A 23,205-nucleotide genomic window follows, 5' to 3' on the forward strand; every position below is an offset into this window, starting at 1 on the left:
TAGCTACTTTCTCAAAGAGTTGTTCGTAGTAATATCTACTATCTTAGTGGCAATAGCCGCTATGGTCGTATTTTCGCTCATAGCTTGTTTTTGCAGTCGGCGATACGCATTGTTTTCGCTTAGTCCAAATTGTTCCATTACTACCAGCTTTGCTCGGCTTATCAGCTTCTGATCTTGAATTGCACGTTTAGCTTCTTCAAGCTCTCGCCCCATGTCTTCTATATGCTGGGCTTGTGAACGCAGTAAGTCGTAAAAAGAGCGGTGGGCCGATAAGGTTTTAGTCTGCTCATCGAGTGACAGCGTTTTAATCTCGTCGTCTTTTGTATCTTCTGCTAAGCCGGGCATGCTGGGGTCAAACAGTAAGGTGAGCGGCGAGCCATCATTGGCGTGCTCATCGTTAAAGCGTGTAAGCAGCTGTTGATGATTGGCCATTTCATTTTTTGCATTGGCTACTTTACTGTTAGCTTGCTGTGTTAAGGCTTCGGTCAGTGCTACCTCGATACCTTGCATTGCATCTATGCGACGAGTCGCTACATCGAACCAAACTTCTGATATTTCACCGGCAATCGGGCTGCCGTCTCCAAGCTGCGCGATCATATTTCTAAGCTGTCTAATATCTATTGCGGCAGGGCTTTTATTTAATGCTTCCAATGCCTCTTTATGCGGCTTACAGCTAAACTCACAGAATATATTGAAGTGGTGTTCTTGGGCTTGCTGAAGCGCAGCAAGCTTTTCACATAGACGCGCGTCGAAATGGGTTTCTGCAAAACCTATTGCTCCCCACGCACGTTCTTGCCCAGCATACTCTTTGGCCTGCATGAAGTTGAACAAGGCAACCAGCAAACGGGTAATGGTTGGGTCGCTTGCTATATCTGCAGCTTCAAAAATGACAGTAAGCAAACTTGCCACTAAGCGGCTGTAGGCTCGTGTTGATTCCAGTGGCGTTAGCTGTTGCTTACTGACTTGTTCTCTTAAGCGTGGCAAATAGTCTGTCGCCTGCATGGCTAAAGTAATACTGCTTAATAGGCGCGGGTTGCCTGAGGTGATCTCATCAGTTAAGTAAAGAGACTTCAAATGGCTTTTTAGCATTGACTCTGCTTGTTCACTAGCACTGACATACTGCATTCGCTCAACTTGGTAGCGCTCGGCTTTAGACGCAAGAAAGATATTGCTGGCTCCGCGCTCTTTTTGCAGTTCATGTATGAGCTCACGAACCGCAATAACAATACGACAGTTACTAGAAAGCTGTTCTAACACCGTGATTTCTGCATGTTTTGCGGCCAGCAAAAAACGTTTGGTCGCATCGCTACAAAGCGCAATGCTTTGTTCAGGTTCGTGCAGCATAAGAGGCCCTGCTAAATGTTGGTTTACGCAATTCGCTTTTTTATTGATAGTTTTTTGCGAAGTATTGCTTCAAAGCACACTAAATTAAGCAACACTTATGCCCTGTTTATAAGAATGTAGTTAGGCAAGGTCTTGTGCGGGGGCGTAATGTGCTGATTGCGCAACAGGCGTGACTTTTATAGATGTTAAGCAAAATTAATTGCTATTTGATGAGTTAAAAATGACGGGCACTTTAGGAGAGAGCGCAAGCGGTATTGCACTTTAGTGGTGCAATCCGCCTGTAGATACCTAGATTTAATTTCAAAGCTAGTTTCTTACTACGCGAAGAAACCAACCGACAAAGAGAGAAATCAAGAAGCCGAAGAAGGCAATCATCGTAGTAATGGTGAGCATTTGCCCTGAGAAGTCTGCACTTTCCCCAGTATGTTCGCTTACCAGCATTCCTGAAGCCTTGAAAATAAACAGCGCAGCGACAGAAAATAGTAAGATAACGGCGGTAGACATAATGGTGGCTTTCCAATAAGCCTTTGGCGACATCCAATGAATAGCGCCTGCTACTAACACGCACAAAATGGTAAGAATATAAGGTACCACGTAAACTCCTCGTTAAATAAGACCTATGCCTTACATCATTGCCACATCATTAAGTGCAACTCAGCGCAAAGTAGCGGGCCAATTACACGAGCTAAAGCTACGAGCTAAGCGCACCGATGGGCTAGGTTATTAAAATACTGCAATACGATGCCACGTAAGAGGCCTTTTGTCAGCAAAGGCCCTAAAAATTTAGCGCACCTGAAACTAAACCGAGAAGCCGCGTTAATAAGAAACTAAGTGGCTTTTGCTTTTGTTGTCTAGCCGCTGGACCCTCTGAACTGTGTTTATACGTCAGTAACAATCTATTAAAAGATTTTAAGCTACAATGGTGGTAGAATCGCCGAAAAATCATCCTGCCTACTTGGTGTACTGCTATCACGCGGTTTACGCCACGGTGGGTTGTTGTGTTTAACATCTTAGCTTCTGAGAGAACATGTTCGATTTAATTACCAGTAAAGACAGCAACGTTAAGAACGACGTGCTATCAGGTATTACAGTGGCACTTGCCCTGGTCCCTGAAGCCGTCGCATTTGCATTTGTAGCCGGCGTAGAACCAATGATTGGCCTATACGCGGCCTTTATGATGGGGTTGATTACCTCTGCTATTGGCGGTCGCCCTGGAATGATTTCTGGTGCTACCGGCGCCATGGCCGTTGTAATGGTGGCACTGGTTGCCCAGCACGGCGTTCAATATCTATTCGCCGCGGTTATTTTAGCCGGCTTACTGCAAATTATGTGCGGTATATTCAAGCTCGGTAAGTTTATTCGTTTAGTGCCATATCCGGTAATGCTTGGCTTTGTAAACGGTCTTGCAATCGTTATTTTCTTAGCTCAGCTAGGCCAGTTTAAAGTTACTAACGCTGCTGGAGAATTGCAGTGGATGGAAGGTACGCTGTTATACTGGATGCTAGGGCTCGTGGCGTTAACCATGGCCATTATCTATCTACTGCCTAAGCTAACCAAAGCTGTTCCTGCGTCGCTAGTAGCGATTGTTACGGTAACAGCATTAGTACACGGTCTTGACCTTGAAGCACGTACGGTAATCGACTTTGTTCGTGACTTGCTACCGGCTGACCAGCGCGACACTGCAACGCTTGCTGGCGAGCTTCCTAGCTTTGCTATTCCTATGGTGCCGTTCACCTGGGAAACCTTCATGATAGTACTACCAACCTCAGTGATCCTTTGCTTGGTTGGTCTAATTGAATCGCTTCTTACCCTTTCATTAATTGATGAAATGACGGATACCCGCGGACGTGGTAACAAAGAGTGCGTTGGCCAAGGCATTGCAAATACTGTTAACGGTTTCTTCGGTGGTATGGGCGGTTGCGCCATGATTGGTCAAAGTATGATTAATATTAACTCTGGTGGCCGTGGCCGCTTATCCGGTATTACTGCCGCACTTGTACTATTGGGCTTCATTCTATTTGCAGCACCGCTTATTGAAATGATCCCGCTTGCTGCTCTTGTTGGCGTTATGTTCGTGGTAGTTATCGCTACCTTCGAGTGGGCCTCATTCAGAATTATTCGCGGCGTAAACAAAGAAGATGCGTTCGTACTTTTCTTAGTAACAGGCGTTACCGTTATCGCTGACCTGGCTATTGCAGTTGTTGTGGGTGTTATTGTTTCCGCACTGGTGTTTGCATGGAAACACGCTCGTCATATCGAAGCGAGATCTCATATCGATAACGACGGTTGGAAAGTCTATGAGCTAGACGGCCCGCTGTTCTTCGGTTCGGTATCGCATTTCAAAGACCTGTTTGATATCGCCAACGACCCTAGCGATGTGGTTATCGACTTTAAAGACTCTCGTATCTGGGATTCATCAGGTATCGACGCGCTAGATACCCTTGCAGATAAATACGAAGAGCAAGGTAAGAAGCTACACATTCGCCATATCAGTGATGAGTGTCGTTCACTGCTTCGCAAGGCCGACAAATTTGTTGAAATTAACGTAGTTGAAGACCCTCGCTACCGCGTAGCAACGGATAAACTGGCCTAATTTATTTGATAGCGCTTAATGCACCAAGTAAACACAGATTTGCGTTTGTTTGGTGCAGTTGTAAAGTCTGAATAATACCTATTTTTCAGTAAATCAAGTAAAAACAATAGATTACGGTTTTGGCACTGAACTTGGATAGCTATATCCGTAAAGTGTGTTTTGGTGATTTGTGTCAATCGCTGAAAATTGTGTGATTTATAACACTCCGTAAAATGTGTTAGCTAGTTACCTTGTCAGTACTAGCAAAATAGGCAACGAAGCCCGCATCAACGAAAGTTGAAGCGGGCTTTTTTTTGTCCCGAAAAAAGGGGAATACCATGACTTCATTGGACTCAAAAACGCAAATTGTCGTCGTAGGCAACGGCATGGTGGGGCATCATTTTGTTGAGCAGCTACACCAAAGCGATGCCAATGTAGAAATAACCGTTTTATGCGGCGAGTCTCGCCTTGCGTACGACCGCGTTTATCTGTCATCTTTTTTTAGTGGCGCTAGTGCTGATGACCTAGCGCTTACCACACCCGCTCAATACGCTGAATGGGGCGTAAACGTAGTCACCAATGCCTTAGTGACCGATATTGACCGTGATAATAATAAAGTCACGACTTCAGAAGGGCAGGTGTTTAGCTACGATAAGCTTGTGCTAGCCACGGGCTCATACCCATTTGTGCCACCCATCCCTGGCAATGACCAAGAGCATTGCTTAGTGTACCGCACCATAGACGATCTACTCGCTATTGAAGCGTCAGCAGCGGTGAGCAAAGTAGGCGTTGTCGTTGGTGGTGGTCTTCTAGGTTTAGAAGCTGCGAATGCCTTAAAGCAAGCTGGGCTAGATACTCACGTGGTTGAATTCGCACCACAGCTTATGGCGGTGCAGCTAGACCAAGCCGGTGGTACCGTACTTAAAGACAAAATTGAAGATTTAGGCGTAACCGTTCATACCCAAAAAGCAACCCAAACTATCGAAGCTGGTGATACCTGTCGCTATAAAATGGTGTTTGCAGACGGCACTGCGTTAGAAACTGACATGATTTTATTCTCTGCCGGTATTCGACCTTCCGATCAGCTCGGCAGAAAATCAGCGCTAACTCTTGGTGAGCGCGGCGGTATTGTCATTGATAACCACTGCGTGACCTCTGACCCTAATATTTACGCAGTGGGCGAATGTGCGCTGTGGGACAACAAAATTTTTGGCTTGGTTGCACCTGGTTATACCATGGCGCGCACGGCAGTAAGTCATATAACAGGTGGCGATGCCGAGTTCGCTGGCGCAGATATGAGTACCAAACTGAAGCTAATGGGCGTAGAAGTGGGTTCTATTGGCGATGCGCATGAACGTACGGAAGGTGCCCTAAGTTACACCTACTTAAATCAGCCTGAAGGCGTGTATAAAAAGCTGGTGGTAGATAGCGAACAAAAGCTCGTGCTTGGTGCCGTACTCGTTGGCGATACCAGCGACTACGATACGCTTTTGCAATATGCGCTTAACAGCATCGAATTGCCTGAACACCCAGAGAGCCTAATTCTGCCATCATCCGATGCCGCACCAGCATTAGGTGCCGATGCACTGCCAGACACTGCGTCTATATGCTCGTGCCTAAATGTAACGAAAGGCGACATTGTTTCAGCTATTGAAGGTGGCTGTTGCAGCGTTGGCGATGTAAAAGGTGAAACTAAAGCCAGTACTGGTTGTGGGGGCTGTGCTGCGTTGCTTAAAAATGTGGTAGATAGCGAGCTTGAAAAGCGCGGTGTTGAAGTATCAAAAGCGATTTGTGAGCACTTCAATTATACCCGACAAGAGCTGTTTCACATTGTTAAGGTTAACGGCATTCGCACCTTCGACGAGTTACTTGAACAGCATGGTGAAGGTTTAGGTTGTGAAATTTGTAAGCCTGCTGTGGGTTCTATTCTGGCATCAGTCTACAACGACTACATCCTAAAAGCTTCACACCTACCCCTGCAAGACACCAACGACATCTACCTTGGCAATATGCAAAAAGACGGTACCTATTCTGTAGTGCCTCGCGTTCCTGGCGGAGAAATTACGCCCGAGAAGCTCATTTTGTTAGGAGAAGTGGCGAAAGAGTACAACCTTTACACCAAAATCACTGGTGGGCAGCGCATAGATTTATTTGGCGCACGCGTAGAGCACTTACCTGATATATGGGAAAAGCTAGTAGCCGGTGGGTTTGAAACCGGTCACGCGTATGCGAAAGCGCTGCGTACAGTGAAATCGTGCGTGGGAAGTACATGGTGTCGCTACGGTGTGCAGGACTCAGTAGGCACGGCTATTGATTTGGAAAACCGATACAAAGGCCTACGTGCACCGCACAAAATTAAATTTGCCGTATCGGGTTGTACCCGTGAGTGTGCAGAGGCTCAAAGCAAAGACATTGGTGTTATTGCTACTGAGCAAGGCTGGAACCTATATGTGTGCGGAAACGGCGGTATGAAACCGCGACATGCAGACCTATTTGCCACAGACCTAGATACGGAAACGCTAATCAAATACATCGACCGCGTGCTGATGTTTTATGTGAAAACGGCCGACCGCTTACAGCGTACATCGGTGTGGATGGACAACCTAGAAGGTGGGTTAGCTTATCTGCAAGATGTTGTGATTAACGATGCACTTGGCATTAATGAAGAGCTTGAAGCACAGATGGATGCTGTAGTCGACGCTTATCAATGTGAGTGGAAAACCACGATTGAAGATCCTGAATCTCGTAAGCGTTTCCGTCAATTTGTAAACAGTAGTGCCAGCGACACCAATATTCAGTTTGTTTCAGAGCGAGGGCAGGTTCGTCCAGCTACTGAAGCTGAAAAAGTAGCAGGGAAAGATCAGTTTATTCCCGTCTCTATGGTGTAGTCCATAGACTTAATGGTGTAGCCACTGGCTTATCAACCTTGTTAGGAGATACAAATTATGACAGCTGCGCAAAACGTAATAGCGTCAGAACAGGCAGTGCAATGGCACCTTGTTTGTGAGACGAAGGACCTAGTGACAAACAGCGGCGTTTGCGCCCTTGTTGACTCACAGCAAGTGGCCATTTTCTGCTTGAAAATAAAGGGCGAAACTCAGGTTTTTGCCATTAGTAACTACGACCCTATTGGTAAAGCAAATGTGCTTTATCGCGGGCTTTTGGGGTCTATAGGCGGTGCGCCAGTTGTCGCTTCGCCGTTGTACAAAGAGCATTACTTTTTAGAAACAGGATTGTGTAAAGAACACGATGATGTATCCGTAACGGCTTACCCTGTGAAGGTCGAGAGCGAGAAGGTTTTTGTAGGCGTTTGAGCAAGCAGCCCCTATTTGAGTGCCTACATAAATAGAGCCTTCTTGCAAAAACGCATTCAACTACTTCGATATCGAAAAAGGTAATGAAATGAATATGGCTACACGACAACCCGACATGATGTCTGAACAATTAAGACAAACAACATGCCCATACTGCGGCGTAGGGTGTGGTGTAGATATCAGTTGCAACGTAAGCAAGCGTGCCGTAACCCTGGACACTGTTAAAGGCACGCCAGAGCATCCCGCCAATTATGGAAGATTGTGTGTTAAAGGAACAAACCTGCTTGAAACAAACGACCTAAATGGGCGTTTGCTTCACCCAACCATAGCAGGTCAATCGGTGGATTGGGACACGGCCACCGATGTGATTGCGGATAAGATCACATCTACCATTGCGCAGTATGGCGCGGATGCCGTTGCTTTTTATGTATCAGGCCAGCTTCTTACTGAAGACTACTACATTGCCAATAAGCTTATGAAAGGTTATATCGGCAGTGCCAATATCGATACCAACTCTCGTCTTTGCATGTCATCAGCCGTAGCTGCTTATAAGCGCGCCTTCGGTGAAGATGTGGTGCCTTGCGATTACACCGACTTAGAGTGTACAGATTTATTGGTAATTACGGGAAGTAATACGGCGTGGGCCCATCCAGTGCTTTTTCAACGTATTCAGCGGGCAAAGTTGAAGAACCCAAATATGAAGGTCATCGTTGTCGACCCGCGCAAAACTGAAACCTGTACGATAGCCGATTTACATCTTCCTATAAAACCAGGTAGCGACGTGGCGCTGTTTAACGGCTTACTTAGCTATGCAGACGCACAAGGTAGAATAGATAGAACCACCGTCGAGAGCTATGCCGAGGGGCTTGATGAAGCGCTTGAAAGTGTAAATGGCTTAACGCTGGATGACGTGGCTAGCGTATGCGATATAGAAAAAAGCAACGTTAAGGCCTTTTTCGACGCATTCTGTGAAGCATCTAGTGCCATTACTTTTTATTCAATGGGCGTAAATCAGTCTTCCGCTGGCGTAGATAAAGCCCAAGCCATTATTAACTGCCACCTGGCTACAGATTTAATTGCCAAAGACGGTTGTGGCCCATTTTCCATCACAGGTCAGCCCAATGCTATGGGGGGGCGTGAAGTTGGTGGTTTAGCTAACATGCTAGCTGCCCACATGGATTTAGAAAACCCTGAGCATATCAGCACTGTTAAAACCTATTGGAACGCCCCTGTTATGCCTAAAGGGCAGGGGCTTAAAGCGGTAGACCTATTTAATGCCATTGAAGAAGGAAAGGTAAAATTTGTTTGGATAATGGGGACTAACCCTGTTGTCAGTATGCCCAACCGAGGCCAAGTTGAGCGCGCACTTTCAAAGTGCGAGATGGTCGTAGTGTCTGATATTGTTGAATCGAATGATACGCTCAACTATGCTCACATTGCCCTTCCTGCCACGGGGTGGTCGGAAAAAGACGGCACAGTGACGAATTCAGAGCGCCGTATATCACGTCAGCGGGGCATATTGCCCCCGCCAGGAAGTGCAAAACACGATTGGCAAATACTGTGCGACGTGGCGGCTAAAATGGGTTTTGGTGAGGCATTTAGCTTTACTCATCCGTCGCAAATATTCTGTGAATACGCTGGCTTAACTGGCTATCACAATAATGGCAAACGCCAGTTAGACTTATCGCCTTTGCAAAGTCTAAATGAAGCTCAGTACAACGCTCTATCACCTATCCAGTGGCCTTTTCAAAACACCGTTTTGAATATTCCCTCATCCGGTACCAAGCTTAACGAACACACTAAGCCCAACCTTATCAGTAAGCGTCCTTTTGAAGATAAGCAGTTTTCAACGCCTAGCGGTAAGGCTAGACTCATTCCGGTAACCTATAAAGCCCCATTGCAGGTTACGTCAGATGCTTACCCTTTTGTCGTTAACAGCGGTCGAGCTCGAGATCAATGGCATACCATGACGCGCACGGGTAAAGCCGCAAAGTTACTTGCCCATATGCCGAGCGCCTCTGTCTACATAAACCCTAAAGACGCCGCTGAGTTAGGTGTTGCAAATAATGACCTCGTTTCTCTGACAAGTGCGGTGTGTCAAGACGCCCCAGTTATCTATCCGGTAAAAACAGATGCGGACATGCGCGAAAAAGAAGTGTTTATACCCATACACTGGTCGGCACAATGGGGGTCTCACAGTAAGCTAGGTGCACTTTACGCGAGCGCGGTAGATCCGATTTCAGGGCAGCCGGAATTAAAACATGCTGCAGTGGCTATTGCACCGGTACGTTACGCTACGTATGGAAAACTCTTTTTATCATCAAAACTACATTCGGCACACGACTCAAAAACCAGCATTGATAACCCCAGTATTGATAATCCCAGCATTGATAAGCACGATACGCTAAAGAAAGTATGTGATTACTGGAATAAAACACCGCTTGAGGGAGAGGGCGCTACATCAAAAGGAAGTAGTTCTAAAGAAGCACTATCAGTATTAAACGTAGCTTCGAACAAAAGCCGTCGTGAATTTACTCAAAGCTTGATACCACAGTTACCGGAAAACGCGGTGCTATTACAGTTCCACCATCACACTTTTTCAGTATGCCTTGCGCTTGTCGATGACCTACTGTGCTTCGCCGCATTTTTGGGTGATGAGCCAGAAAATACAGGTTCGGCTCAAGCGGAGGCACACACACAAAGCACTTGGTCAGTACCAAATGCATGGCTTGCCAGCCTATTAAATACGGCGATTTCCACTGAGTCACAACGCAATTTATTACGAGGCCAAGCGGATGAAGCATTTTTAAATGGCGATGTAGTTTGTAGCTGTTTTGAAGTGCGTGAAAAGACGATTACAGATGTCATCACCAAAGGCTGTTCATCGGTAACCGAACTTGGTAAGCAGTTAAAATGCGGCACGAACTGTGGTTCTTGCAAGCCCGCCTTGTCTGAGCTTATAGACAAGCACTTAGTTATAGAAACCCAATCTGTTTAGGAGCGTTAAATTATGTCAATTGCATCTAGTTGGTCTTTACCGTTTTTGCGCACCTTATTCAAACAGCAGAAACCTCTGTTTAATCTTTTTTATCGCGATGCAACTTCGAATAAGACTTCGACCACTCGTAAGCGTAATGACAATCTCAAATCTTTAGCTAAGTATACGTACCTGAACAAGTGGCTGAATACAACAAACCTTGGCGATGAGCGTCAGAAGCAGGGCCAAGTATTTATAGTAGGCGCAGGTCCTGGCGATGCAGAGCTACTTACCTTAAAAGCGCTTCGCCTTTTACAGCAAGCCGATGTGGTATTGTTTGATGCACTTGTAAGCGAAGATATTCTTTCGCTCATTCCATCTAGTGTAGCGAAAGAGTATGTAGGAAAGCGCTGTAAGAAGCATAGTTTTACCCAAGACGCTATTTGCAAGCGGGTGGTTGAACTTGCCAGTTTGGGTCATACCGTGGTGCGACTGAAAGGTGGTGACCCAGCCTTGTTTGCGAGAACCTGTGAAGAAACCGATGCGCTAACAAAAGCTAACATTCCTTTTGCTATTATCCCTGGTATTACAGCCGCCTCGGGTGTGTCTGCCTATACGGGTATCCCTCTAACCGACAGGCGCTGTGCCCAGTCGGTGAGTTTTATGACTGCACATTTTAAAGATGCAGAACAATGGCCTGAAATGGCGCCAATGGCGCAGAATGTATTAAAGCAAACCATGGTGGTTTATATGGGGCTAAGCCGCCTTGAGGGGCTTTGCAAAGGTTTGATGCAGCACAAGGTGCCATGTTCGTGGCCGGTAGCGGCAATTGAAAATGCTACATCACCTCAACAGCGCGTAATTACTGGCGAGCTTGCTAATATTTATGGCAAAGTAAAGGCGGCAAATTTAACTGGGCCCACGTTACTTATATTTGGAAAGGTGGTAGAGTCTCGACAACAGGTAAATACACTTCTACTACATTCATCCGAGCATGCAGCAACCATTTAGCGAATACATAAAAATTATTGGTAAGGGTCAAAAAGGGGGGCGTAGCCTTACCCGTGATGAAGCTTATCATGCCATGAAAATGGTATTGGCCAATGAAGTGACCGGCGATCAACGGGGCGCATTTCTTATGCTACTTCGCACCCGTGAAGAAACGCCAGAAGAAGTGATTGGTTTTGTCGATGCGTGCCGAGAACTGATTGAGCCAGAAGTCAAGACACTTACCCCAACGTTAGATATTGGGTGTTATGCAGGAAAACGTCGCCAGCTTCCTTGGTACTTACTGGCGGTAGCCGTACTGGCCAAAAACGGCTATTCCATTATGCTTCACGGTGCCCATGAGCCGGGTTCAGGGCGCCTTTATGCAAGCATAGCGCTACCCAAGTTAGGCCTTGTTGAGGTTACTAGTATTGCTGAGGCACACCAGCAGCTTGCTGATAAAGGCGTAACCTATCTCGACCTATCATATTTACTGCCCGCGCTTGATACCATTATTAAGCTGCGCGACGTGTTTGGACTGCGCTCTTGCGCTAACACTCTAGCCAGGCTATTGAACCCCACCAGCGCAGAGTTTTGTGTGCAGGGGGTTTACCATATGCACCTTGATCATAAGCATTGTCGCGTTAATGAAAATTACCCGTCGATAAACGCCCTTTGTTTTCGCGGCGATGGTGGCGACCCCGAGGTTAACGGAGAGCGAGAAACCGAACTCTTCATTACCCGTAATGGTAAAACTGACGAAGTAATAATGCCGGTGGTTGCTGACAAGTGGGCGCTTAAAGATAAAGATATGAACGTAGACGACATGCTTGATGTGTGGACAGGTAAAGCGAGTAGCCTTTACGGTGAACAGGCCATTTTAAGTACGCTTAGCAGCTACTTAGTACTTCTTCATAATTGTGGTGTGGCGGATGCCTTATCTCAAGCTAGGGAGCTTTGGTCAAAAAGACAAAAAACGGCAATGCCATTCTAGCTTTTCATGCGCGGCACAGCCCTTGTTTTTATCAAATTGCAGCTTAATATTTCTTGCTCGCAGCGTTTCTAGTAAGCGCTGAGAAAGCTTTAACTAATATTACCATTTTGACCTTATTTTCGTTGTTTTCATGTAATACCAGTCCGTATAGATAATTACCCACTCAGCGAGATTTAAAATGTTCGTAATCGCGGCGTGTTACCGAAGGTATAGTGGCTCTACATCAAGGTGACACAACAAAGAGTACGGACGTTTTAAACTCACCCTTCGGGAAGGTCTGGCAAGCTTCCTAGCTTCATTCTGGGAATTTGAAAGGGAAACATTTCTGCATTCCCACGCTTCGCTAGGAAACTTGCCAGCGCCTTCTGAGTGGGCAATTATCTATGCGGATTGGTATAAACTTCAATTCCTCTGCTATCTTTAATCAAAACCGAAAAAATTAGCTTATCGTTTCAGACACTAACCGTAATTGAGAGTGACGTTGCACGTCTTATCTGTAGTGTGCTGCCTCACCGAAGGCTTACAGGCTGAAGAATAAGCGCGCTTAGTTCATCAGGAGCAGAGGATGTTTTTCAAAAATAAAGAGTTGATAGCTGAAAACTCACGTTTGCAAAAGGAAATTGAAGCATATCAGACAGTTCAGGAGGAGCTGCGCGAAGAAATGCTTTATATAGAGTTGAACCCTGACGGTAGGGTTAATGCTATTAATGACTTGTGTTCTCAAGCAACTGGCTACTCAATAGGTGAATTAGAGGGAAAGTCTCTTGAGAGTATGATGAGCCCAAATGCACTCAGAAAGCCTGCTGGTCAGGATATGCTCGGCGCCATTAAAACGCATCGCCATTGGCACGGAGCTGTTAGCTTTATGGATGCGAAAGGCCAAGAAATGTGGGTGCGAGGTATTGTACAGCCAGTTGATGATGCAAACGGTAATGTGAGATATATCGCCTTCTACATGGCCGAACAAACGCGAAATATCACTCTTAGCAACGAATTGCGCGATATGATTACTGCGCTTCACCGCTCTTCTGCTGTCATCGAGTTCAATCTAGATGGAACAATAATAACAGCGAATGACAACTTTCTTAAAGGTATGGGTTATACCCTAGAGCAAATAGAAGGTAAGCATCACAGAATTTTCTGCACCGAACAAGAGGCTAACTCAGAAGAATATAAACACTTCTGGCGGGACTTATCTGAAGGGAAATTAGAGTCAGGTAGGTTTAAGCGAATAGACAGTAGAGGCAACGAAGTTTGGTTAGAGGCGTCGTATAACCCTATCAGAAATGAAGACGGAAACCTTTATAAAGTCGTTAAGTTCGCCACTGTCATTACTGAGCAAATGCAGCGTGAATTTGCTATTTCTGAAGCGGCTAACGTCGCGTTTAACATATCGCAAGAAACGGGGGAGCAGGCCCGCAAAGGTAATGAAGTACTTAATGCTACAGTTAAAGCAATGAACGAGCTTACCACACAGATGGGGAATGCGAGCGAAGGCATCAAAGACCTCGATGAGCAATCTCAAAAAGTTGCTGATTTGGTTAAAAGTATTAGTGGAATTGCCGACCAAACCAATCTACTTGCGCTGAACGCCGCTATTGAAGCCGCTCGCGCAGGAGATCAGGGTAGAGGGTTTGCTGTAGTGGCCGATGAAGTAAGACAATTGGCTTCACGGACAAGTAGCGCTACGGAAGAGATAGTCAACGTTGTGGTAGAGAACAGAAAACTTACTGAAAATGCCGTTCAGCTTATTGAGGCTGGGCAGGAAAAAGCCCGCGACGCATTAGAATATTCAACACAATCGGGTAACGCGATGGGTGAAATTCAAAGTGGAGCGAATGAGGTAGTGAGCGCTATCGGACAGTTCACAAAACGTCTATAGGGCATTGCGCCTACCAATCGTGTTGGGCGCATTTCCTCGTTTAAATTTATTCAATAGTGGTGCTTACTAGCTCGCACCACGGTTGAACACCTCCCCCGTTTTGGTGCACCAAATCTTTCATTGTGTTGTAACTATACGCCCCTGTTTTAAATAATTTCCATAATAATCAGTATCTTGAATTTTTGGCACGTTGACTGCAAACCTTTACGTGCAAAATAACGGTGCCGTGTAAGGCAGCGAGTGCGACACGACTCATTAGGCGTCGTGTCATGCGCAACATTTTCCATAGTGTGAATAAGAAAAATTATTAGGAATCAGTGGAGAGTAGTAAGGAAGCTCCAACTTCTCCTACATTTATGGCAAATGATAATAACAATAAAAAAGATGGTTTTATTAAGCTAAAGCTTTTATATAACCTCCCTTTAAGATGAGGTGTGTGAGCGGGAATTCCTGACTTACCAATTACAACTTGATGCGTTAGTAATTACTCCGATGTTACTAACACGGCAACGAAGCCCACCGTGCTAGACATGTAAATGTCTATAGCTGGTGGGTTTTTTTTTGGCTACGAGGAACACGTATGACTGGGTTAAAGACAACATCATTACTAAAACGCTTTAGAACGGTGGGCGCAAGCGTTTGTGCTGCACTTGTCGTCTCTGTAGCAACATTTTCAACATCTGTTTCAGCACAAGCGCCCGCAGTAGGATGGCCAGAGAAAGAAGAGCTGAAATTTGGTTTTATTAAACTGACAGACATGGCGCCGCTTGCTGTGGCGTATGAAAAAGGCTTTTTCGAAGATGAAGGGCTTTATGTCACATTAGAAGCACAAGCTAACTGGAAAGTGCTGCTAGATCGGGTTATTGATGGTCAGCTAGATGGCGCTCACATGCTTGCAGGTCAACCGCTTGGCGCGACTATTGGTTTTGGTACGGAAGCTCATGTAGTTACTGCGTTTAGCATGGACCTAAACGGCAATGGTATTACTGTATCAAATGAGATTTGGGAGAAAATGAAGGCGCATATTTCACAGGAAAATGGCAAGCCTGTACACCCAATCAAAGCTGATTATCTCAAACCGGTTGTTGATGAGTACCGCAACGCCGGTAAACCTTTCAACATGGGCATGGTATTTCCTGTATCTACCCACAACTACGAGCTGCGTTATTGGCTAGCAGCAGGTGGCATTCACCCAGGTTATTACGCCCCTCACAAAGGTGATACCGCAGGCCAAATAGATGCCCAAGCGCTATTGTCTGTAACGCCGCCACCACAAATGCCAGCGACAATGGAAGCGGGCACTATTTATGGCTACTGCGTAGGTGAGCCATGGAACCAGCAAGCGGTATTTAAAGGTATCGGTGTACCTGTAATTACCGATTATGAGATCTGGAAAAACAACCCTGAAAAAGTGTTTGGCGTAAGCCAAGGTTGGGCTGACAAGTATCCAAATACTCACATACGCGTGGTGAAAGCATTAATTCGTGCAGCAATGTGGTTGGATGAAAACGACAATGCTAACCGTCCTGAAGCAGTAAAGATTCTTGCTAAAAGCAACTACGTTGGCGCAGACGAAGACGTGCTGGCTAACAGCATGACGGGCACCTTCGAATACGAAAAAGGCGACAAGCGTGACGTGCCAGACTTCAATGTGTTCTTCCGCTACAACGCTACTTACCCGTACTACAGTGATGCAATTTGGTATCTCACACAAATGCGCCGCTGGGGGCAAATTTCAGAAGCTAAGTCTGACGATTGGTACAAAGAAACGGCCAAAAAAGTCTACAAGCCAGAAGTTTATGCCCAAGCTGCTAAAGCACTTATCGCTGAGGGTAAAGCAAAGGCATCTGATTTCCCTGAGTTTGGAACGGAAACAGGTTATAAGCCGCCTCAGAGCGAGTTTATTGATGGCGTAACGTTTGATGGAAGCAAGCCTAACGCTTACTTAGAGCAATTTGATATTGGTCTTAAAGGCGACACTGTTCTGTAAGTGTCTCGTAAAGTTGCCCCGTCGACCCTCAGGTGAGACGGGGCATTCAAAGCGCAATAGCGCACATTAAATATCAGGAGCAAGCAATGAGCAAGATGACAACCATTCTTCGCCTTCCATCATCGCCGTCAAACGCGAACTCTTTATTGAGTCGTTTATATCAATCCACACCTGCGTTGTTGCTGCCTGTAATCGGCTTGCTGATGTTTCTGGCTATTTGGAATGGCGTTGCAAAAAGTATCGATACATCGTTAGGCCAATTTCCAGGCCCTGTACAAGTTTTTGAACAAGCGGGTGCTTTAATAGACGAGCATGTCGCCCAGCGTGAAAAGGCAGACGCGTTTTATCAACGCCAAGAAGAACGAAATGCAGCTCGTGTGGCGCAAGACCCTACTTATGAGCCAAAGGTACGAGACTTTACCGGTGCACCTACTTTCTTCGATCAAATTTGGACCAGTCTTTACACGGTTATGGTTGGATTCTTTATTGCATCAGTAGTCGCAGTCCCATTAGGAATTTTGTGTGGTTTAAGTAAATCAGCCTACACGGCTATAAACCCGCTTATTCAATTATTCAAACCCGTTTCGCCACTAGCATGGTTACCACTAGTTACTATGGTAGTAAGTGCGCTTTATGTTAGCGAAGACCCAGCGTTTTCAAAGTCGTTTGTTACTTCTGCCTTCACGGTCTCGCTTTGCTGCCTATGGCCAACCCTTATTAACACTGCGGTAGGGGTGTCAAACATTGAAAAAGATCTTATCAACGTGAGCAAAGTGCTGCGTCTTACGCCTTTTGCTCACCTTACGAAAATAGTACTGCCATCTTCAATTCCAATGATTTTCACTGGGCTTCGATTATCGCTTGGTATTGGTTGGATGGTACTCATAGCAGCAGAGATGCTTGCCCAAAACCCAGGGTTAGGAAAGTTTGTCTGGGATGAGTTTCAAAACGGTAGCTCAGAATCCTTAGCCCGAATCATGGTGGCAGTATTAACTATCGGTGTAATCGGCTTCGTACTGGACCGTTTAATGTTATCAATTCAGCGCGCAGTAAGCTGGGATAAGTCGAGCGTATTACGCTAATTTTGAGGAGAAATTTATGCAGACTAGACACTTAGAGTTAGAGCAGGTAGGTATCGACTTCCCAACACCCAAAGGGCCATTTACTGCGCTTCAAGATGTAAATCTTAAAATTAGCAAAGGTGAATTTGTTTCATTGATTGGCCACTCTGGTTGCGGAAAGTCGACAGTACTAAATATTATTGCGGGTTTACACCAAGCGACTTCAGGAGGCGTGATATTAGATGGCGCTGAAGTGAAGCAGCCTGGACCTGAGCGCGCCGTAGTATTTCAAAACCATTCGCTATTACCCTGGCTTACTGTTTATAAAAATGTTGAGCTGGCCGTTAAATCGACCATGCGAGGTAAGAGTAAAGGCGAGATGCGCGAATGGATCATGCACAACTTAGAGCTTGTACACATGACTCACGCACTCGACAAATTGCCAAGTGAGATCTCAGGGGGTATGAAACAACGAGTAGGTATCGCTCGTGCATTGGCAATGGAACCTAAAGTGCTATTGATGGACGAACCGTTCGGTGCGCTTGACGCATTAACTCGCGCACACCTTCAAGACTCTTTAATGGAAATACATGCTGACTTGGGTAACACCGTCATCATGATTACTCATGACGTGGATGAGGCCGTGTTGCTATCTGATCGCATCGTAATGATGAACAATGGGCCCGCCGCCACCATTGGTGAAATTCTAGATATTGAGTTGCCTCGCCCGCGTGACCGATTAGCACTTGCCGACAACAAACAATATAACCACTACCGACATGAGGTATTAACCTTCCTTTACGACAAGCAGAAAAAGGTTGAAACCGTTACTTCACGTACTAACAACGGAACATCAAAACCCAGCGGGGTGACATCTGAAAAAAAAGACACTAAAAACTCAGATGCTGCCTAGCACTATCGGCATCTGATAAGGGCGGTAGTTGTACCGCCCACAACGTATAACTTTCACTTTTCAACCGGCATTTTTATGCTGGCCGGGTAAGTGTTGACTAATAAAAAACAAAACCGAAAAACCGATAGGGAACACGCATGAACACGTTTCAAAAACTAAGCATTAATATGTTAGCTGCCTCTGTTATGGCAGTACTCGGTGGCAGTGCGATGGCTGCTGATATTCACACTGCACTAAGTGACTCAAAGGCATGGGCTGACCTTAATTTGCGTTATGAGGCCGTAGATCAAGACAACGCGCTAGAAGATGCAAGCGCGTTGACCTTACGTACACGTTTAGGCTTTAGCTCAGGAAGTGTTAATGGTTTCTCATTTACCGCCGAGGTTGAAGACAGCCGCATTGTAATGGGGCAAGATGAGTTTACCGTAGGGCCTACTGGCTTCAATGTGGGTGAATACTCTGTTATCGCTGACCCAGAAACGACCGAAGTTGACCAAGCCTTTATTCAATACAAAACAGATGGCTTTACAGCCAAAGTTGGGCGCCAAGTTATTACGCTAGACGACCACAGATTTGTTGGTCACGTTGGTTGGAGACAGGACCGCCAGACCTTTGATGCCGTAAGCGCAAAGTATGCGGCAACTGACAATCTAGAGCTTTTCTACAGCTATTTATATAAGCGTAACCGCATTTTCGCCGAAGCTGCTGATTTAGATTCAAAAGATCATATCCTTCACGCTACTTATAAGTCGAAAATCGGTAAGTTTGTGGCCTACGCGTATTTATTAGAAGTAGATAATGATACAGACAATGCTCTGGATACGTATGGTGTAAGCTATGATGGAAAGATGAAAGGTGACAGCGTAAATTGGGCTTATGGCGCTGAGTTTGCTACGCAATCGAGCGAAGCTGGCGCAGGAGAAACAGCCACTGATTTCGATGCGTCTTACCTAAATGCTTATCTAGCCGCAACCTTCTCTGGTGTAACGGCTAAAGTCGATTATGAAGTACTAGGTTCAGATGATGGACTGTATGGATTTGCAACACCTCTTGCTACCCTACACAAGTTCAACGGTTGGACCGATCAGTTTTTGGGTACGCCAGCACAAGGCTTACAAGACCTTAAATTTTCACTTTCTGGTGGCCTAGCCGGTGGTAAGTGGCTTTTGGCTTATCATGACTTCAGCGCTGACGACAGCAGCAATGGCGTTGATGATTTAGGTAGCGAATTCAATGTTCAATACACCAAGAAGTTTGCTGGTAAGTATAATTTCGGCATCAAGTACGGTACTTACGACGCGGGCGATATAAAAGTAGATGCTAACCGCTTTTGGATGTGGGTTGGTACACGTTTTTAATCGCCGCGCGAATCAACTTGCAGACGCTAGCATCGCGTTACAGCTTCACCAAACTTTGATTGGCTAAGTCGTTACTGACTTAGCCAGCCTTTTTCAACGGCTATATCTAGCTGCTGCATAACATAGTTCCACAATGCTGGCGCACACGATTTTAAATGTGCATTTCGCGCCTCAATTTTCTCCCTTGCAATGCCGTGACGCTTCCAGCTTCCTCCATTGTCTTTCATATTTTGAAATACAGGAAGTACTCGGTCCATGGCTTTAGCAAACTCTGCATCAGCGGTTTCTGCAGCTTCAAACTCAAGCCATAAATTGAGCAGTTCGCTATCAAGTGGGCTTGGCAATAAGCCAAAAATGCGCTTAGCGGCCGCAAGTTCCTTTTCAGCTTGTGCGTCATGGTCGGCTTGCTGGTTAAACGCAAACATATCGCCAGCGTCAATTTCTACGATATCGTGTATAAGGATCATGCGAATAACTCGTGTGATATCAATTGGCTTGGCTGCATATTCACTTAACATGTTTGCCATTAATGCGACGTGCCAGCTGTGCTCTGCTGAGTTTTCTTGGCGATAGTTATCACTTGGAAGCGTAATCTGACGCTTAACCGTTTTGAGTTGATCAAGTTCACAAATGAATTCGGCAAAGTCACTTACTGCATGCATTTGGGGGCTCCTAGGCGTAAAAATGGGCGCAAGAGCGCCCATTTCGTAATTAAAGATGTAATTGGTTGTTAAACTAAATTACTTCTGTTCTGACAACCACACAATCAGATCAGCGATGTCATCGTATGACATATCAGCGGTAAACGTTGGCTGATATTTACCGTTAATAATAAAGCTAGGAACACCTGTTAGGTGCTCACGGTACTCATCAATTTGCTGTTGGTTTTTGCGCACCATGCTATTAACGCCGAAGCTCTTAGCCATTTTATCAAATTCTGCACCGTCAACGCCGTTAACCACGAAGATATTGCGAAGGTCTTTCAGCCCTGTAATAGACGCGCGCTGCTTATGAATATAGTTAAAGATAGCACCGTTCATTGCATCTTCTTGCTTCATTGCACGTGCAATAAGCATGGCTTTAGTAGCATCGTCTTGAACTTCTGGGCCGGTAAAGCGCATAAAGTTTACGTGTACTTTATTGAACTTAGTGCCGTCGCTTTTCTTTTCTTTAATTTGTGCAACGATTGGCTCAAATTGGAAGCAGTGCGGGCACCAAAATGAGAAGTACTCAGTAATTACTGGTTTATCTGTGGCTTCTTTATCAAGCACTTTATAGTGCGTGCCTTCTTTCCATTTAGACGCTGGCTCTTGAGCGCAAGCTGTTAATGGCAAAAGCATTGCCATGACAAACATTACTGCAAACTTTTTCATGGATTATGATCCTGTATTAAAAAACAATCTTTCGAGGTTGAGATTATCACAGCCTTATTCGCTTAACTAGGACCTGTTTTACTTCAAAGTCTTAGTACGCGATAAGCTCACTAAAAAACGGGGTTCAACGACAAGGTTTACGTTTTATCGCGAAAAAACATTGTTCTTACATAGAAAGCAAAAAATAGCATGATAACTCTGTCTTCCATAAGGCGAACGACTGATACAGGATAAATGCTCAACCATGAACAGAATATGAATTTTACGAAGTGTGAATGTAAGTGAGAGCGTAGCAGGGGGTAGGTCAGTGCTTTGGACCATACCAGAAATAATACTGAAAAGTACCGCTGTAAATAAACCAAGTTTATGAAAGCATAAGATAAGGGTTACAAATAAATGTAACCCTTCAATTTGTTGAATATAGACCAACCTTTATGTAAAGAGGTAAGTCTTACTTATGTTAGCTACATGGTGTAGTTAACAGAAAGTAGCGCACGGCGCTCTTGCCCTGCGTAGCCTACAATGTCTTCATAGTCGGTATCGAATGCATTGTCGACTTTCAACGATACCTGCCACTGACTATCAATTTGATAACCTACGTTAACGGTTGCAAGGGTATAAACTGAAAGCGCTAATGTTTGAGATGGCTCAGGGAATGGTGGGAAGAACGTATCGTAACGGCTTCCGGTGTAGGCCAGCTTGGTGTAAAAGCTGAACTTTTCTGTACCAAAGTCAGTGGTATAAGTTATCGAGCCTTGATGGCGAGCGCGACGTAACTCGGTGCTTGTGATACCACTGTCAGTTTGTTTAGCGTCTAAATAGCTGTAGGCGGCGGTAAGGTCCCCATAGCCACTGTCCCAATTTAGCTCTACATCAATCCCTTCTCGTGAACTTTCTCCGTCGATATTATCAGCACTGGACGCACCCAAGTCAGGTACAAATACAAAGCCGTTAATTTCGTCTTCAAGATCGGTGGTATAGGTACTGATTTGACCAGAAAGCGATTGCCAGTTGGCTTTAACACCTACTTCCCACTCTTCACTGGTTTCAGGCTCTAGGTTAGGGTTTCCGATGAAACTTGCTGGGAAATAACCAAAGCGTTCAGTAAATGTTGGTGTTTTTACGGCTCTACCATAGCTTGTGAAAACAGCGTAGTGGTCGTTAAGTTGCCATCTCAAACCGCCGCGATAACTTACGGCATTGTCGAACTCACTATTATTGTCGAACCTTGCGCTTAATGTTGCCGTTAACGATTCAGTTAACTCGCTGTTTGCTTCTGCAAATACGCTGTAGGTGTTGTCATGTTGTTTTTGATTAGGATCGCCAAATCCAATAGGGCCGCGCTGGTCAAAAAGACGCTGCAGATATTCAATACCACCTGCAAAATCCCAATTGTCGAGGGTGTAAAAACTGGTCCAGTTTAACTCAATACGCTCGCCAGTGGTGCCGCCTGTATCCGTACCCGATTCAGTATTATCGTTTTCATCTTTGCGATAGTGTGCACTTAATGCCGAGCGGTAGCCTGTGTTTTCAGGGGCAAATTCCCATCTTAATTTCGCACTAACTTGTGTGCCATCTGTTACGTTATCTGTATCGGCGGGAAGACCGGTTATTACAAAGTCAGTACCGTCATAATCATTTTCATATTGAACAGTACGTAAATTCGCGATGAAGGTGTGCTCGGTAGTGGCGGCATAATTAAGGTTTATGCCGGCAGTCATATTGTCATATCCATCATCTTCGTTACCAACGCGAGATACGTTATCGCCGTCAGTTCGAATATAGCTCGCGTAGGCAGACACACCCACGTTATCGCTTTGTGAGCGCGCATTCATGCTACCCTGAAGGGTGCCTTGAGTGCCTACGCCAGCAGAAAAATCTACGTGAGAAACATTGTCGGAAAACTGGCCAGATTTAGTGGTAATGCTTAGTACACCACCAATTGCGCCGCTACCCCACCTCGCACTTTGCGGGCCGCGAAGTAGCTCAATGCGCACTACGTTGGCGCTAGTTAGGTGAGCAAGGTCAACAAGGCTCCCTTGGCCTATATCATTGGCAACAACACCATCAATTAAAACGAGTAGATGGTTAGTTTCACCGCCGCGCACGCGCAGTTCGGTTAAACCACCAGGGCTACCTGACTGAGACAAGCTAACGCCGGGTAGGCCGCGAATGAGATCGGTAAGTTGAAGTGCGCCCGAAGCTTTAATATCACTTTCAGTGAGTACCGATACTGAACCAGGAAGCTTGGTCAATGAAATAGGCAAACGCGTGCCTGTAACCGTTAAGGTTTCGATATCTTGATCTGAAGTTTGAGCAAAGGCAGGTGTGCTTAAGCACGAAATAACTGCAGCGCTAAGGGCTGCTTTAGTAAAATGTGTACGCATGGTTTTTATGTTGTCTTTGATGCGCTCCACCCGAGCACATGATTAGGGAAAGT

Annotated in this window: 16 protein-coding genes; 11 read left to right on the top strand and 5 right to left on the bottom strand. The window is 45.6% G+C overall.

Annotated elements, in window-relative coordinates:
• Positions 1-3 precede the first annotated feature (3 nt).
• Positions 4-1,344 (bottom strand): nitrate regulatory protein, encoded by a 1,341-nt coding sequence (locus tag PCAR9_RS03025; RefSeq protein WP_179982344.1) that lies wholly within the window; start codon positions 1,342-1,344, stop codon positions 4-6.
• A 306-nt stretch (positions 1,345-1,650) separates the two neighbouring features.
• Positions 1,651-1,938 (bottom strand): hypothetical protein, encoded by a 288-nt coding sequence (locus tag PCAR9_RS03030; RefSeq protein ID WP_179982345.1) that lies wholly within the window; start codon positions 1,936-1,938, stop codon positions 1,651-1,653.
• Positions 1,939-2,371: 433 nt separating this feature from the next.
• Between PCAR9_RS03030 and PCAR9_RS03035 the strand changes: the two genes are divergently transcribed.
• The 11 genes from PCAR9_RS03035 (at position 2,372) to PCAR9_RS03085 (ending at position 19,392) form a co-directional block, all read left to right on the top strand.
• On the top strand, positions 2,372-3,937 hold the full coding sequence (locus PCAR9_RS03035; protein WP_179982346.1) for a SulP family inorganic anion transporter: 1,566 nt from the start codon (positions 2,372-2,374) through the stop codon (positions 3,935-3,937).
• A 317-nt stretch (positions 3,938-4,254) separates the two neighbouring features.
• Positions 4,255-6,804 (top strand): nitrite reductase large subunit NirB, encoded by a 2,550-nt coding sequence (gene nirB / locus PCAR9_RS03040; RefSeq protein WP_179982347.1) that lies wholly within the window; start codon positions 4,255-4,257, stop codon positions 6,802-6,804.
• Between the two features lie 57 nt (positions 6,805-6,861).
• Positions 6,862-7,230, top strand: coding sequence for a nitrite reductase small subunit NirD (nirD, locus tag PCAR9_RS03045; protein WP_179982348.1), 369 nt, complete (start codon positions 6,862-6,864; stop codon positions 7,228-7,230).
• Between the two features lie 88 nt (positions 7,231-7,318).
• A complete protein-coding gene (locus tag PCAR9_RS03050; RefSeq protein ID WP_179982349.1) occupies positions 7,319-10,228 on the top strand; it encodes a nitrate reductase in 2,910 nt (969 codons plus the stop codon).
• 12 nt (positions 10,229-10,240) lie between these two features.
• Positions 10,241-11,218 carry a uroporphyrinogen-III C-methyltransferase gene (gene cobA / locus PCAR9_RS03055; RefSeq protein ID WP_179982350.1) on the top strand — a complete coding sequence of 326 codons (978 nt, stop codon included), beginning with the start codon at positions 10,241-10,243 and terminating at the stop codon, positions 11,216-11,218.
• The gene (locus tag PCAR9_RS03060) at positions 11,202-12,188 is read left to right on the top strand and encodes a glycosyl transferase family protein (protein WP_179982351.1); all 987 of its coding nucleotides are present in this window, start codon (positions 11,202-11,204) and stop codon (positions 12,186-12,188) included. Before cobA ends, PCAR9_RS03060 begins: the two co-directional genes overlap by 17 nt.
• Before the next feature lie 565 nt (positions 12,189-12,753).
• Complete coding sequence (locus PCAR9_RS03065; RefSeq protein WP_179982352.1) at positions 12,754-14,070, top strand: methyl-accepting chemotaxis protein; 1,317 nt, start codon at positions 12,754-12,756, stop codon at positions 14,068-14,070.
• A gap of 580 nt (positions 14,071-14,650) precedes the next feature.
• The gene (locus tag PCAR9_RS03070; RefSeq protein WP_179982353.1) at positions 14,651-16,060 is read left to right on the top strand and encodes a CmpA/NrtA family ABC transporter substrate-binding protein; all 1,410 of its coding nucleotides are present in this window, start codon (positions 14,651-14,653) and stop codon (positions 16,058-16,060) included.
• 86 nt (positions 16,061-16,146) lie between these two features.
• Positions 16,147-17,142 carry an ABC transporter permease gene (locus PCAR9_RS03075; RefSeq protein ID WP_197964233.1) on the top strand — a complete coding sequence of 332 codons (996 nt, stop codon included), beginning with the start codon at positions 16,147-16,149 and terminating at the stop codon, positions 17,140-17,142.
• Between the two features lie 16 nt (positions 17,143-17,158).
• Positions 17,159-18,034 carry an ABC transporter ATP-binding protein gene (locus PCAR9_RS03080; RefSeq protein ID WP_179982354.1) on the top strand — a complete coding sequence of 292 codons (876 nt, stop codon included), beginning with the start codon at positions 17,159-17,161 and terminating at the stop codon, positions 18,032-18,034.
• A gap of 137 nt (positions 18,035-18,171) precedes the next feature.
• The gene (locus tag PCAR9_RS03085; protein WP_179982355.1) at positions 18,172-19,392 is read left to right on the top strand and encodes an alginate export family protein; all 1,221 of its coding nucleotides are present in this window, start codon (positions 18,172-18,174) and stop codon (positions 19,390-19,392) included.
• Positions 19,393-19,463: 71 nt separating this feature from the next.
• Here the strand turns inward: PCAR9_RS03085 and PCAR9_RS03090 are convergent, their stop codons facing one another.
• The 3 genes from PCAR9_RS03090 to PCAR9_RS03100 form a co-directional block, all read right to left on the bottom strand.
• Positions 19,464-20,054 carry an HD domain-containing protein gene (locus PCAR9_RS03090; protein WP_179982356.1) on the bottom strand — a complete coding sequence of 197 codons (591 nt, stop codon included), beginning with the start codon at positions 20,052-20,054 and terminating at the stop codon, positions 19,464-19,466.
• Positions 20,055-20,132: 78 nt separating this feature from the next.
• Positions 20,133-20,765 carry a thiol:disulfide interchange protein DsbA/DsbL gene (locus tag PCAR9_RS03095; RefSeq protein ID WP_179982357.1) on the bottom strand — a complete coding sequence of 211 codons (633 nt, stop codon included), beginning with the start codon at positions 20,763-20,765 and terminating at the stop codon, positions 20,133-20,135.
• A gap of 464 nt (positions 20,766-21,229) precedes the next feature.
• The gene (locus PCAR9_RS03100) at positions 21,230-23,152 is read right to left on the bottom strand and encodes a TonB-dependent receptor plug domain-containing protein (protein WP_232091105.1); all 1,923 of its coding nucleotides are present in this window, start codon (positions 23,150-23,152) and stop codon (positions 21,230-21,232) included.
• Positions 23,153-23,205: the final 53 nt, after the last annotated feature.

Source organism: Alteromonas macleodii (genome assembly GCF_903772925.1).
GTDB classification, from domain to species: Bacteria; Pseudomonadota; Gammaproteobacteria; order Enterobacterales; family Alteromonadaceae; genus Alteromonas; species Alteromonas macleodii_A.